At 37.9% G+C, this 14103-nt stretch carries 19 protein-coding genes; 11 read left to right on the forward strand and 8 right to left on the reverse strand.

Going from position 1 to position 14103, the window contains the following annotated elements:
• From B3209_RS04900 to B3209_RS04915, 4 genes are all read right to left on the reverse strand, one after another.
• A partial coding sequence (locus B3209_RS04900; RefSeq protein ID WP_296690043.1) for a carboxymuconolactone decarboxylase family protein occupies nt 1–433 on the reverse strand: 433 nt, incomplete at its 3' end.
• A gap of 688 nt (nt 434–1121) precedes the next feature.
• A complete protein-coding gene (locus B3209_RS04905; protein WP_296662198.1) occupies nt 1122–1643 on the reverse strand; it encodes a cupin domain-containing protein in 522 nt (173 codons plus the stop codon).
• A 64-nt stretch (nt 1644–1707) separates the two neighbouring features.
• A complete protein-coding gene (locus B3209_RS04910) occupies nt 1708–2772 on the reverse strand; it encodes an alpha/beta hydrolase (protein ID WP_296662196.1) in 1065 nt (354 codons plus the stop codon).
• Nucleotides 2773–3228: 456 nt separating this feature from the next.
• The gene (locus tag B3209_RS04915) at nt 3229–3555 is read right to left on the reverse strand and encodes a helix-turn-helix domain-containing protein (RefSeq protein WP_296662195.1); all 327 of its coding nucleotides are present in this window, start codon (nt 3553–3555) and stop codon (nt 3229–3231) included.
• 142 nt (nt 3556–3697) lie between these two features.
• Here B3209_RS04915 and B3209_RS04920 point away from each other — a divergent pair, with 142 nt between their 5' ends.
• From B3209_RS04920 to B3209_RS04970, 11 genes are all read left to right on the forward strand, one after another.
• Entirely contained in the window at nt 3698–3898 is a 201-nt protein-coding gene (locus B3209_RS04920) for a hypothetical protein (protein WP_296662194.1), read from the forward strand.
• Between the two features lie 55 nt (nt 3899–3953).
• Nucleotides 3954–4307, forward strand: a complete 354-nt coding sequence (locus B3209_RS04925) for a hypothetical protein (RefSeq protein ID WP_296662193.1) — start codon at nt 3954–3956, stop codon at nt 4305–4307.
• A 151-nt stretch (nt 4308–4458) separates the two neighbouring features.
• Nucleotides 4459–5628 (forward strand): radical SAM/SPASM domain-containing protein, encoded by a 1170-nt coding sequence (locus B3209_RS04930; RefSeq protein ID WP_296662192.1) that lies wholly within the window; start codon nt 4459–4461, stop codon nt 5626–5628.
• A 47-nt stretch (nt 5629–5675) separates the two neighbouring features.
• Complete coding sequence (locus tag B3209_RS04935) at nt 5676–6548, forward strand: radical SAM protein (protein ID WP_296662191.1); 873 nt, start codon at nt 5676–5678, stop codon at nt 6546–6548.
• A gap of 8 nt (nt 6549–6556) precedes the next feature.
• Complete coding sequence (locus B3209_RS04940) at nt 6557–7534, forward strand: radical SAM/SPASM domain-containing protein (RefSeq protein ID WP_296662190.1); 978 nt, start codon at nt 6557–6559, stop codon at nt 7532–7534.
• Entirely contained in the window at nt 7513–8598 is a 1086-nt protein-coding gene (locus tag B3209_RS04945; protein WP_296662189.1) for a hypothetical protein, read from the forward strand. The genes B3209_RS04940 and B3209_RS04945 overlap by 22 nt, the downstream gene beginning before the upstream one ends.
• A gap of 147 nt (nt 8599–8745) precedes the next feature.
• A complete protein-coding gene (locus B3209_RS04950; RefSeq protein WP_296662188.1) occupies nt 8746–8907 on the forward strand; it encodes a hypothetical protein in 162 nt (53 codons plus the stop codon).
• 10 nt (nt 8908–8917) lie between these two features.
• Nucleotides 8918–9121 carry a DUF3791 domain-containing protein gene (locus tag B3209_RS04955; RefSeq protein WP_296662187.1) on the forward strand — a complete coding sequence of 68 codons (204 nt, stop codon included), beginning with the start codon at nt 8918–8920 and terminating at the stop codon, nt 9119–9121.
• A gap of 315 nt (nt 9122–9436) precedes the next feature.
• Entirely contained in the window at nt 9437–10009 is a 573-nt protein-coding gene (locus B3209_RS04960) for a type III toxin-antitoxin system ToxN/AbiQ family toxin (RefSeq protein WP_296662186.1), read from the forward strand.
• A gap of 3 nt (nt 10010–10012) precedes the next feature.
• On the forward strand, nt 10013–10117 hold the full coding sequence (locus tag B3209_RS04965; RefSeq protein WP_296662185.1) for a LysR family transcriptional regulator: 105 nt from the start codon (nt 10013–10015) through the stop codon (nt 10115–10117).
• Between the two features lie 60 nt (nt 10118–10177).
• The gene (locus B3209_RS04970) at nt 10178–10873 is read left to right on the forward strand and encodes a LysR family transcriptional regulator (RefSeq protein ID WP_296662184.1); all 696 of its coding nucleotides are present in this window, start codon (nt 10178–10180) and stop codon (nt 10871–10873) included.
• A 26-nt stretch (nt 10874–10899) separates the two neighbouring features.
• Here B3209_RS04970 and B3209_RS04975 read toward each other — a convergent pair whose 3' ends face one another.
• The 4 genes from B3209_RS04975 to B3209_RS04990 form a co-directional block, all read right to left on the reverse strand.
• Nucleotides 10900–11571 (reverse strand): dihydrofolate reductase family protein, encoded by a 672-nt coding sequence (locus B3209_RS04975; RefSeq protein WP_296662183.1) that lies wholly within the window; start codon nt 11569–11571, stop codon nt 10900–10902.
• 11 nt (nt 11572–11582) lie between these two features.
• Complete coding sequence (locus B3209_RS04980) at nt 11583–12014, reverse strand: cupin domain-containing protein (RefSeq protein WP_296662182.1); 432 nt, start codon at nt 12012–12014, stop codon at nt 11583–11585.
• A 92-nt stretch (nt 12015–12106) separates the two neighbouring features.
• On the reverse strand, nt 12107–12970 hold the full coding sequence (locus B3209_RS04985; protein WP_296662181.1) for an aldo/keto reductase: 864 nt from the start codon (nt 12968–12970) through the stop codon (nt 12107–12109).
• Nucleotides 12971–13229: 259 nt separating this feature from the next.
• A complete protein-coding gene (locus B3209_RS04990; protein ID WP_296662180.1) occupies nt 13230–13865 on the reverse strand; it encodes a flavodoxin in 636 nt (211 codons plus the stop codon).
• Nucleotides 13866–14103 lie beyond the last annotated feature (238 nt).

The raw sequence follows: 14103 nt of genomic DNA on the forward strand, positions 1-14103 counted from the left end.
GAAGCTTTATTTTGTGCGCTTTTATAATTTTATTTGCAGAATCAAGGAATGGGCGAACTTTTCCGAACCCAAGATAAGCCGTTGCCTGATAAATAACTTCTTTTGCCTCAACCGCTGTTATACTGCCGGAAGAAAGTGCCTTGTCCAGCACAACTTCAAACTCTTCTTTTCCCTGAACGCCGAGCAACGCCGCAAGAACAGCAAGATTTCTCTCCTTTTCTTCAACTTTGCCCTTTGCATACGCAGGCACTTCACCGTCAGAAAAATTGCGGAAAGTCTGCATAAATTCCGCATCCGTCTTAAAAAGCGATGAATCCAGTTTTGATTTTTCTATTTTCATATTACCATTTTCTTCTGTTTTGCCAGCAGTTTCCGCGCCACAAAAAAATAAAGCGCAAAACAAACCGATAAATGCCGTAATCAGTTTTTTCATGATTCCACCTCGAAAAAGATTTTCTTTCTAAAAAGAATATAATTCTGCAAAGTTTTTATGTCTAATATTTATTTCTTATTTCAAGATATGCAGAAAGTGAATAAAACTATATTTTTTGTAAATTTTCAAATATGCAAAAGAATTTTGTCCCCTAAAAAATCTATTTTTTGTCTATTTTTTCCTTAAAATACAACATATCAGGAGATAAAAGCATGAAAATAAATTTAAACAGAATTTTTTATGTAAAGAAAAGTTCCAGTTGCATGAATAAAGATGGTAACATCCTTTCCGTTTATAGCATTAAATTACCCTTTACATATATACAGTAGTAATAAAATGTACTATAATTATTTTACTGGAAATGCCTGATTTCTAAGGCGGCGTCTCCCGAACTCAAACCAGCTCGCTGGAATCTTGAAAATCGGGAGGACTTGCGTATGACTTTAGAGCTTGTTTTGGCAGTAGCAGCAATTATAAATTGCATCGCTGGTGTTGCAAGTGCAGTTATCGCAGCCCTTTCTTACCTTAAAAATAAGAAGAGTTAAAAAGTAAAGCCGCCAAGTTTGAACCTCTGTGGCGGCTTTTAAAGCAATACAGTGGAGACGACCGACAGAAATCGGGCATTTCCTTTATTTCAATATACTACAGAAAAATGCTTTCGTCAAATTTGTTTCTAATATAATTTTTCCTACTTCCCAAGCTTCGCATATTCCGCAGGGGCAACTTCTTCAAGCCATTCTGTTGAAACATCTGGATTTCTTTGCATTACAGAAAGGTGCTGCATTATTGCGTTCGGTGCAGCTCCGTGCCAGTGCTTTACGCCTTCTGGAATTGTCGCAACCACGCCGGGTTTCAGTTCAACAGGTTTTTCGCCCCAAATCTGATAATATCCGCGTCCGGCTTCCGTTACAAGAATCTGGCATGAGCCATGATGAACGTGCCAGAAAGTGTGCGCGCCTTTTGTAAAAGTTACATTTGAAACGCTTATGCTGTCGTTTGCCATAGGACAAATAAAAGTTCTTCCTGTGAAATATTTTTCGTAATTCACATTCGGACCGCCAAGCGGAAAAATTGTGCCCTTTTCTTTTTTCAAATCCTTCATAACTGATTTTTCTGAAGGATATTCCAATGTTTCTGTTTTTGTCTGTGCGAACATAACCGAACCTCCTGCAATAATTGCCGCCAAAATTACAACCAAAAGTTTTTTCATGTTTTCTTCCTTGCTTTGTTTTTTTATGTCATTCCTGTGCTTGAAACAGGAATCTAACCAGCATTTATTTCAAATTCGTCTTAAAAAAGTCTGTGATTTTTTCAAAAGGAATTTTTTCCAAGTTGTCGTACAAGTCGGTATGAACCGCGCCCGGCACAATGTAAAGTTCCTTGTTGTCGCCCTTAAGCCTCTTAAAAACATCCTTGCTGAAATACCTTGAATGGGCATTTTCACCGTGAACAAGCAGTACTGGAGCTTCAATTTCATCAATGTATGCAAGAATTGGTGTGCTCATCATTCCAAGAACCCATGTTTTAGCCCAGCCTTGCCCCGGATTGTTCACAGAATTCTTGTGGTATCCGCGCTGAATGTAGTAATCCCAGTATTCTTTTTGAAACTGCGGCTCGTTCCCTGTAAGTTTTGCCGCCCGACCTCCGTTTAGTTCAGGTTTTCCTGAAAGATAATCTTTTGTCCGCTGCGCGCTCAACGCTTCCTTTGTCTTTTTTCTAGCTTCCGCATTGTCATTCACGTCATTGTAGCTATTCGCCATAACACGGTGCATATCGTACATAGTGATTGCCGCAGTCGCCTTGATTCTTGTGTCAATCGAAGCCGCATTTAATGCAATTCCGCCCCAGCCGCAAATTCCAATCGCTCCGATTTTTTCAGGGTCAACTCCGCCGTAAGTTGAAAGAAAATCCACTGCCGCACAAAAATCTTCTGTGTTTATATCAAGCGAAGTAACATTCCGAGCTTCTCCACCAGAATCCCCGGTAAAGGAAGGGTCAAACGCAAGAGTTACAAATCCGCGCGAAGCCATCTGGTTTGCATAAAAACCGGCAACCTGCTCCTTGACAGAACCATAAGAACCTCCAACCACAATTCCAGCCATCTTTCCAGCCGCATTTTTGGGAGTGTACAAATCGCCAACAAGCGTAATTCCGAATTTATTGTGAAAAGCGACCCGTTCTCGAACAACATTTTCCGCAAGCTCAAAAGTATAGCGGTCATTTTTCATCGCCTTTGCCGACAACGCTTTTTTTACCAGTTTTGAAGAGTCTGCAAATGACGCTGAAACCATTCCTCCAGCCATAACCACCGCCAAAATAGAATGCAAAAGTTTTTTCATAATTCCTCCAACTGGAAAATAATATAATTCTGCAAAGTCGTTATGTCTAATATTTATTTCTTATTTCAAGATATGCAAAAAGTGAATAAACCTAATCAAGGTACGCTTACGTTCAAGACCTTGATTCAGCCGTTTTTATGCTTTTGATAGATTCTAAATAAAAACAAAATTCCGCAGGCAGAAAATGTGCTTTGCAAGGCCGCGGAATTTTTCCGAAGCAAGAAAATACATAAATTCAGCCCGTGGAATTATTCCGTTTGTTGAAAATGCTTAACGGCAGTAAACGGAATTATTCCGATTGAAGAAATTACTTGCGGTCAGTAAACGGAATTATCCCGTTCCAAGAAATTGCTCCAGTTCGGGGTGCGGAATTATTTCCATAGATGAAATTGAACAAAATCAAGCCGTTAGATTTTTTGCTCGAACTAAAAGTTTAGGATGAATCTTTTCGAATGACTATAAATCCTCGCAGATTGCATCAATCAGCGCGCCGACATTCTTTCTGTCGCGGGAAGACATGGACTCAAGTTTATCCGCCATTTTGCGGATTTCTGGAGAATATTTTTTTCCGCCTTCAGCACAGGATTTTCCGTTCACAAGATACTCAACGGAGACATTCAGGGCGGACGCAATTTTTACGGCGACATCGGCGGATGGAATCGAGCTGTTTTCCTTAAGATAATTACTCACCGAACCGGCATTAAGTCCGGCACGCGCGGCAAGCTCCTTTATCATCAGCCCCTGATAAGAAATCTCATCCCGCAAATTTTCCTTGAATCCCATGCACAAAATTGTACGTTAATTTACTGATCTTACGTTGACTTCTAGTAAATTAACGAATATAATTCAAATTAAGTAAATTTACGCACAAACAAAATCACGCGTAGAAATACGGACTAATAATAAGTTATTGGAGGCGGTGATTATGGAAAAAGATGAAATTATTGAAAAACTCAAAAAATTAAAAACTCTAGTTGACAGTTCAATGCATACTATTGCAATAAAAGGAATTTTTTCATTGTTTGAAGAAATTGAAAATTCTGAAACTCTTACTCAATCTGACAAAGATGACCTAAAAAAGGAATTAAGAAATATTTTATCAGAAAATGAAAAAAAATATTCTTGACTTCAAGAACAAAACTCTTTTTTGATTTATAAAATATTATAAATGGAGGTTTTTTATGGACGAATTTGTGGAAAGACTTGCAGGAATAGGAATTCCCGCTATTGTTTTTTTGACTGTAATGAGCACAACAGGATTGGTAGGCGCAGCAGCAATAACATCAACATTGGCATCACTTGGTCCTGGCGGAATGATAGGAGGAATTGTATTACTCTGTGTTATAAGCACAAGTTCTTCAATAATTGCAAAGTATGGATATTCTGCAATCATAACTGCAACTTGTAAAAAAATCATGGCAAAAGAAAACCTTACTGTAGATCAGATGAATGAAAAAATAGACAAATATCTAATCACAAAAGGATTGAAAGAAAAAATAAAATCAAAAATAAGAGACTCTGTTTTAAAAATATAAATCAATTTTTGGGAGAAAATAAAAATGACAAAAAATGAAATTACTGAAATGAATAAGAAAGAAAGTGAATTGGATTCTATTCTAGCTTGGGCGGCCTGGTTTGAAGGTGAAGAAAGCTGGGGTTCAGACTCTGATGATGATTAAACAATAAGTGGCAAATAAATTGAATAGAATATCAATTACTGTAAAGCCTACAAACAACTGTAATATGCGTTGCAAACATTGCTATCACGCAGAAGAAGGTTTTGATAATACAATGATGAAGCCTGATTATGCAAAAAAAATGTTCGCAATTGCAGCGAAAGATTATTCTGAAATTTTTGTTGTTTTTCATGGCGGAGAACCAACGCTTTGGGGAATAGAAAATTTTACAGATGTTCTTGAATATCAAGAAAAGATAGCCTCTGAAAAGAATGTCATTTTTAAAAATTCTATTCAGACTAATGGGCTGTTGATTGATGACAAGTGGATTGAGTTGTTTAAGAAATATAATTTTTCAGTAGGAATTTCTTTTGACGGTCCTCACAATGATGATTTGAGGTCCAACACTGAAATTGTTTACAAAAATATGTGCTGTCTAAAAGAAAAAGGCATTAAATTTGGCACACTATGCGTAGAAAATGGCTTATCAATAGAACATTTTGAAAACACCTACAACTGGTTCAAAAATGAAGGATTTAACTTCAAGGTATTGGCAATGTTCATGAGCGGAAATGCTCTTGAGCACAAAGAGTTAGAATTAGACGTTATAAAATATGTTGACTGTTTGTGCAAAATGTATCAAAAATGGTTATTTGACAAAGAATGTAATATATCAATGCGAACTTTTGAAGATTTACTTAAAGTTTCTGATAGGTTGTATTGTATTCAATATGGCGGTTCTTGTATTCACAATAGGATTTGCATAAACCCAAATGGCGATATATATCCATGCGGAAGACCATATACATCTGATTTTATTTTAGGAAATATTTCATTATTAGAAAATTTTTCACAAGCTTTTAGCACTGCAGCATACAAAAATCTTGAAAGAATAAGTATTGAAAGACAAAAACAATGCAGGGAAAACTGTAAATTCTTTGGAGTCTGCAAAGGAGGCTGCGTTTCCAGTGCAATTCTTGAAGGATCTTTTGAAAAAATAAACAATACGACATGTGTCCGGGCAAAAAGACTTCTTTCTAAAATTACAGAAATTAACACTGAAATTTATAAATTTTATGATTCTGGAGCAGATTTAAGCAAATTAAATCCTCATGCTGTAAAAATCATAAAAAAATCCCGCGAAGGAAAATTTAATTTTATGCATCAAGCAAATTTATAAGCTGTTTAAAGAATATTCTCAAGACAAATGAAATTTTCAATTCGAATATGAATAATATTTATTATTTCAACATAGACTATTTTTGCAATAATAATTGTGTTTTTTGCTTTTCATCTTCAACAGGAACAACAAAAAAAATAATTACTTTTGAAAGTCTTCTAAATACAGTAAAAAGATTGAATCTTAATGAAAATGATTTGATTGTATTAAATGGAGGAGAACCAGCACTTCATCCAAGTTTTTACAACATTTTATTGTTTCTATATAAGCAATACAATTCATCTGTTGCAATTTACTCAAATGGTACAAACCTAGACATTTTAAAAATTCCAGATAGTAGTAGATTCAGGTTTATAACACCAATTCACGGAAATAAAAATTTGCATGATTTTATAACACAAAATTCAGGTTCATTTGATAAAACTCTTAAAAATATTTATTTATTGCAGCAAAAAAAATGTAAAGTTAATATAAAATTCATTGTCTCACAAGAAATGATAGAATCTAATTTCAATATTCAAGATTTTTTAGAAAGCAAAAAACTTTTTCCTGATACAATAATAATTGCAAGAATGAATAATACAAAAAAATCAAAAAAAAACAATGTAAAATCATTGTTCATACCACAGTTTTCAGATTTTATTCAGAATTCATATATGAACTTACATAAAAAAATGCGTATAGAATTTCTTGATGTGCCTGTTTGCTTTTTGCCAGATTTTGAAAACTGTAACATTCAAAAAACTCCATCATTTTATTTTTCTGACTATAACCATAATCTGCAAAAACGAAATTATTTTAAGAAAATTCGAATTTTAGAAAAATGTAAAAATTGCAATCAGATGAACATTTGCAAGTCTTTGGAAAGTTCTTATCTTACACCAATATATGATAAGCAATGGATTATCGACTGTGAATAGGAAATTTTATGCAATTATATCTATTAGTAAATCAAAAATGTAATTTAAAATGCAGTTTTTGTATAAGAGGTAATAAATACAAATCTTCCGCAGATATTAATATCCAGACCTTAAAAAGCATATTAAAAAGCAATGATTTTTCAAAATATACATTAATAATTACAGGAGGAGAACCAAGTCTTTCAAATTTAACAAACATAATACAAATTTGTAATAATCATTTTAAGAAGATTTGCGTAAACACAAACGGAGTTTATAACGGCTGGTTAAAAAGAATAAAAACAAATAATATCCACATCCAAATTTCAATTGATGGCAACAAAGAAGTTCACAATAGGATTCGTGGTCAAGAGAATGATATTTTTACAAAAATCAATGAAACAATAAAAATAATTAACAATTTGGGAATTTCATATAACATTTCAACAACAGTGAACAAACAGAATTACAAACATATCTTTGAGTTTGTAAAAGAGATTAAAAGTTTTCAAAATATGAAATATTGGAAAGTTTCACCTGCGTTGCCGTTTGGATGTGAAAAATTAAAAAACACAATTTCTATAAATGAATGGAATGGGCTAGTTGATTTCATATTAGAAGAATCTCTTGTTCCTGTAAAAATAAAAAAACTTTTTGATTTTGAATTGCTTGATAAATTTATAGATTCTGGAAAAATAAATAATCTGAATATCACATCTAATTGCGGAGATGTCAAAAGCAAAATATATGTTTATCCAGATTTTACAGTATATCCATGCACTTGCCTTACGGATTTTCCGCTTGGAAATCTTGCAGAACAAAACCTTGAAGAGATAATTCATTCAGAAAAGGCAAAAATATTTTCAAACTATAAAGTAAAAGAAAGCTCTTTGTGTTCTTCTTGCGAATATCTAAAATACTGCAATGGCGGTTGCATAGGAATGTCCTGGAATTACTTTAGAAAATTAGGAATGGGAGATTTTAGATGCCCTTTTGTAAAAAAATAACTCCTTACTATGAATTTAATTTATCCTCTGTAAAGGAAAACTATTCCAATTGGAAATCAATCTGCACAAAAAACAGCAGAACCGACATTCCTGCGTATTCAATAAAAGCAAATTATAATAAAAAAATTCTAAAAACTATAAAAAAACTTGACGGATTTTTTGAAGTCTGCTCATATCTTGAATATCAATATTTAAAAAAAATAGGAATTGACTCAAAAAAAATAATTGTAAACGGAACCGCTTTTTCAAAGAAAAATTTGAAAAAAATTTTAAAATCAGGAACACTAATAATTGCTGATTCAGAAGAAATTATCAAAGATATATGTGAGCTAAATATAAAATGCAGCATAGGACTTCGTTGCAATTTAGACTATATAAAAACTGACAAAAATACTTTTTTTAATAAGGTTTCGAGATTTGGAATTACAGATATAGAAGAAATTATTTCATTTCTCTTAAAATATAAAAAAGTTAATTTAATTTGCCTACAGGCACATTTTTCAGGAAATACACGAGAACCTTCTGTCTTTAAACTTATTGCAGAAACTTTATGTGAAATTATTTTACATTATAATCTGAAAAACATTACAAGAATTGATATTGGCGGTGGATATAAAGTCTCCAGAAAATATTGGAATATAAGAGACTATTATGAATCGGTGCTGAATGTTCTAAAAGAAAAGAAAATGGAATATCTAAAGATAATATTCGAGCCTGGTAACTCTATTGTAAGAAATTGCGGAAAATATTATACAACCATTATTGATATAAAAAAAATAAACGAAATAATATATTGCATTGCAAATGGCTCTATTATTCATTTGCCATTTCTAAAAGGAAAAAAAATCAAGGGTTATAGAATACAAAATTCAAAAAATAAAAAAGAAGAAAAACAGTACATTGTTGGCAGTACATGCAAAGAATCTGATATTCTTACAGAACTTACAAATGAACCTGCATTAAAAATCGGTTCAGTCATAGAATTTAATAATGTTGGAGCTTATTCTATTAATGAGATTCCAGAATTTATCATAAAAAAAACTAAAGTTTATTATCTGAAATAAGTTTTTCCGATCATTCCCATACTTAACTTTTCCAAGCACTGAACTTTATCGAGGCAAAAATCTATGACAAATTAACTGCCTTTTATCCTTAATTTTTACAACAAGGAAGTTTCACTAAAAATAAGCCGGAAGTACGGATTTTCGCTCATGGATTCCTACAGAAAATTCCTGAATTCAAAAACATACAGAATGCTCTCCGACCCGAAACTTGAAATGTGGGATTTCAGCCCGGACGGAATTTTTGATATATGGGAAAACGAGCAGGTTACAGGCAGCCTGCAAAGCTCGCTTTATCTTAGAAGGGATTAGGAGGCGCAGAATGACAAAAGAGATGGAATTTTTCTCATTTCTGCTTGAACAGTACGCATTTTTCAAAAAGACAACCGCTGACAAAATTCTGAACAAACTGGACGATCTGAATCTTACGGAGCGCGTCTTTAATATGTACGAAATGTATCATTCAGAGGCGATTGAAAACGCATTCGCCGACATCGACAGTATGATTAAGGATGCAAGTTGTTGACGTAACAATATGGCTTAGGGATAGGAGCACCTGCGTAGCAGTTCCGAAACGAAGTGAAGGAATGAGCGGCAAGCGAAGTGCGGATAGCCCGACCTGCCGCAAGGCGGGGAAGCTCCACTAAAAAGAAAAATCTTGACGAATCACAAATTAACTTGTATATTCTTTTTAGAAGGTCTCCATTAACCTGCGGTCTAAGTCCGTCAAGAGATGAAGATTAAAGAAGGTCTCCATTAACCTTTGATGAATATCATAAAGAGATGAAGATTAAAGCAGACCGCCCTTTTTGGACGGTCTTATTTTTTGAGAGGGGCAATATTGTTTTCTTTAAAGGAAAATCTCAAATTCATAAATATAAATCAAAATTATCTGAAATATCTTCATGAATCCTGCCCGGAAGTTTACTACAAGCAAAGCGGATATGAGTCAAAACCTTATCTTGGAATTCTTGTAAATACAGAAAATTATGAATATGTAGTTCCCTTGTCGTCCGCAAAAGAAAAACACAAAACATGGAAAAATGTTGACCAAGACCGTTTCGTAATCTACGAGAACTGTCCAATTGCAAAAGTCTCTGAAAAAGATATTTTCGTGCAGATTTCAGAGAATGAAGCAAAGCATATACTTTCTGTAATTGACTTAAAAAAAATGATTCCTGTAAAAAAAGGAGTTTATGATTTTGTAAACATAAATCCTGATAAAAATGATTCACTAGACACAAAAAAATACAAAATCCTGCTTAATCTTGAATATACATTCTGTCTTAAAATAATCGGACAGATAATAACAAAAATCTCAAGACTTTACGAAAAACAGGCTAAAACTGGAAAAATCATAAAATTCTGCTGTGATTTTAAACTTCTTGAACAAAAATGCGATGAATGGAAATAATCAATGGAACTAAGAATCTTGCGGTATTTTTTGGCGGTTGCGAGGGAGGAAAATTTCACAAAGGCGGCAATGTCGCTGAATGTCAGCCAGCCTGCCCTTTCGCGCTAGATTGCGCAGCTTGAGGACGAGCTTGGGCAGCCGCTTTTTGTGCGGTCGAGCCACTGCATTGTGCTTACGGACGCGGGGCTTCTTCTAAAGCGGCGGGCAGAGGAAATGCTTTCGCTGGAAGATAAAATCCGTCGGGAATTTTCCGAGGGCGGCAACGAGATTTCAGGCGAGCTTGCGTTCGGGTGCGGCGAGAACATGGGAATGAGGGAGCTTGCCGAAAAGCTTGCGGAGTTCAAAAGGCTGAATCCTAAAATCACTTACAGAATCTACAGCGCGATTGCAGACGACATAAAATTCCGCCTTGACCAGGGAATTCTGGACTTCGGGCTTATGAGCGAGCCAGTCGAGATTCTCCACTACGACTTTGTGCGCATAAAAACGGTTGAGCACTGGGGGATTCTTGTGAGAAGCGACAATCCTCTTGCCGCAAAAAGCTCCGTAACGCCAGAGGATTTGACAACGATTCCGCTTTACATTCCGTGGCGCACGACAATGCGGAGCGAAGTTTCAGCATGGCTTTCAGACTGCGCCGAAAAAATCACGGTTGCCGGAACTTACAACCTGCCGGGAAACATAACGCACCTTGTAAAGCTAGAGAACACCGCGGCCATCACTGTTGAAAAACTCTACAACTACGATGGTCTTACATTTGTTCCGCTTGAAAAAGCAAACCCGATGACCTCAGTCCTTGCCTGGAAAAAGTCCGCAAACCTAAGTCCGAGCGCAAAAGCGTTCGTGGAGTTTTTCAGAGGGTGAGAGGGCGACACTGCCCTAACTTTTTTTTATTTTTTCACCTTGTACTTCAAAAGCACGGTGTCTTTTTCAAGCCGCTCAACATCCAGCAATTCAAGCGCAACAGGATTTCTGCCTTGCGGTCTGCCGTCAAAACTTGCAGCCCAGCCTCCGCGTCCGTCGATTCCAGCTCCGAACATCATCTCAACTTCGTCAATCAAGCCCGCGTCAAGGAACGAGCCGTTTATGTGTCCGCCGCCGGTAATCACTGATTTTTTTACGCCGAATTCTTTTTCCAAAAACGCGACTGCTTTTTTCAAATCAATTTTTTCCGTGCCGCAAGCAATGTACGAAATTTCTTTTGACTTCAAATAATCCAAATATTCTAAACTTGCCTTTTCGCTTGTAACGACAACCAAAGGCTTTCCGTCAACGCGGTTTGAGTTCCAGAGCAGAGTTCCTTTTGTGTCCATGCAGACCTGATAGCCGGCCGCATCTTCCGCCTTGAAAAAAGTTTCGCCGCACGCGCAGTAATTTTTCACCTCAAAAACGCCGCTTTCCGCGTAGTGCATCGCGTTCGTAGTTTTTCCGTTAATCTGCGTAAAATCCCCGAATGACGCAAGATGAGTGTAATATGACTTCGCCTCCGGGTCGATTTTTTCAGTCATCGCACAGTCAATCCGCCCGTCAAGGCTCGCGTACATAAAACAGATGATTTTCATTTCGATTTTCCTTATTTCCCAAGTTTATTATATTCTTCGTCGCTTACAGGCTCCAGCCATTCGTTGGAAGTTTCCTCGCCTGCCGGCTCAAACGTTATGTGGCTGAACCAGCTGTCTTTTTTCGCGCCGTGCCAGTGCTTGACGTTCGCAGGAATCACGACAACGCTCCCCTCTTCCATTGAAACCGCCTCTTTTCCCCATTCCTGATACCATCCGCTTCCAGCCGTGCAGATTAAAACCTGACCGCCACCCTTCGTTGCGTGGTGAACATGCCAGTTGTTGCGGCAGCCAGGCTCAAACGTAACGTTGAAAATCGGAATCTCGCCCTTTTTCGCGTCCGTAAGCGGCTTCAAAAACGACTGCCCGATAAAATACTTCGCGAACGCCTCGTTCGGTTCTCCAACTCCAAATTTGTCGATTTTAGAAAATTCTTCTTTTGTCATATTTTTGCCCCATAATAATTGCTCAACACGCAGACGCGAAATCCCACGTCCACGCATTAAGCATTATTCATTACGCATTGCTAATTGTCTTTCTACTCGTGGATTTTCCAGCCATTTATCATTTTTACAAACGCAGGGTCGGAATGGTTCACAATCTCGCTGTGTCCGATTTCGAGCGCGGCGATTTTCTTCATATCGTCCGCGGAAAGCTCAAAATCCCACACGTTGAAATTTTCCTCGATCCGCTCCTTGTGAACGGACTTTGGAATCACGACAACACCGCGCTGAATGTTCCACCGCAAAACCACCTGCGCTACAGTTTTTCCGTGGCTAGCAGCAATTTCCGCCAGTACAGGATTCTTGAAAATCTCGTGCTTGCCTTCCGCAAAAGGCCCCCAGGCTTCAGGCACAACGCCGTAATTCTTCATGTTTTCAAGCGCGCAAGGCTGCTGGAAGAACGGATGAAGCTCCACCTGATTCACCGCAGGAATCACGTCAAAATTCTCGCAAAGGTCAGCAAGCCGGTCAGGATACATATTGCTCACGCCGACTGCGCGGATTTTTCCTTCCTTGTACAAATCAATCATCGCGCGGTAAGAGCCGTAATAGTCGCCGAACGGCTGATGAAAAAGATAAAGGTCAAGGTAGCCAAGCCCCAGTTTTTTGAGCGAAACTGCAAACGCCTTTTTCGCATTCTCATAGCCGTAATCCTGAACCCAAAGTTTCGTGGTAACAAAAAGCTCCTCGCGCTTCACAATTCCGTCAGAAACCGCACGGGCAATCGCACGTCCGACCGACTCCTCGTTCTGGTAAGCCGCCGCCGTGTCAATCAGCCGGTAGCCCGCGCAAATCGCGTCATAAACCGCCTGCTCCGTAACATTTCCGTCCGGCACCTGAAACACGCCGAAACCAAGCATCGGCATTTTTACGCCGTTGTTCAATGTAACAAAATCCATATTTCCTCCAAAAGCAAAAGTTTCCTCTATAATATATGATATATTTAGGGCGTTCCGGTCGCTCTGGTTGCTTCGCGCCTACGGACGACATGCGCAACCACCGCAACCGTCGGGCTTTTCAGGGCTACGGCTTCCGCCTCCGACCAAACGCAAGCGTTTGTTTTCGCGCATTTTCTCAAAATGCGCTCACCCTTCCAATCCCTAACGCGTCAGCATTTTTTATCAACAAAATCTCGCAGCAAATCTCAAGGCTTGCCTTTCACTTCACGCCGATTGAATCAATCCAGTTTCTAACTTCACTGTCGCTTGCTCTTGTGCCGAACCTTTTTCCGGCGAGCCAGTTTCCGTTGTCAGCTCCAGCAAGCTCATGAAGCAGTTCGCCGCTTCTTCCAAGCCCCGAGCTCATTGAAGTGCAGAACGGAACAACTGTTTTTCCCTTAAAATCCGCGCCCTCGACAAACGCGTTTACAGGCCAGGCGTCGATTCCCCACCAGATTGGCGCGCCGATGAACACTGTCTCGTATCCGCTTAAATCCGGCACGCTGCCTTTCATCGCGACAGGAAGTTTTTTCAGGTCTGAAACAGTTGCCGTTCCGTTCGCCTTTGAGCCGAAAATCGTGTCGTGCTCGCGGCAGACACGGCTTTTCTTGTTTGTCCAGTCAAGGTCAGCGGAAGTGTAATCGTCTTTCGGCACAACCTCGAACAAATCCGCGCCAAGGTATGACGCAATTTTTTCGGCAACCGCCTTTGTTGTTCCAGACGCGGAATAGTAAGCCACAAGGATTTTTCCGCTGTTCTTTCCGCCAGCCTGAAAATTCGAGCCGCTTCCAGAATCAGCCGCACAAGCAGAAAACACACTCAAAGCCGCAGCAGCAGCCATAACAAATTTTTTCATATTTTCCTCCAAAAAAAGTCAATGAGAAAATTTCAATTTTCGATTTGACTTTTTTAAGTTGTTTCGCAACACAGTGAGAAACAACAGTTGATATAGAAGTTTGCAACGCAAACTTGTAAACAAAAACTTTGACGCTATCTTAGGCATAGTTTTTGTTATACCTCCCAAAAAAGCCAATGAGAAAATTTCAATTTTATTTCTCGCCGATATTTTTAAGCCAGCTTGAGACACGCTCTTT

This window comes from Treponema sp. UBA6852, assembly GCA_002449305.1.
Classification (GTDB): domain Bacteria; phylum Spirochaetota; class Spirochaetia; order Treponematales; family Treponemataceae; genus Treponema_D.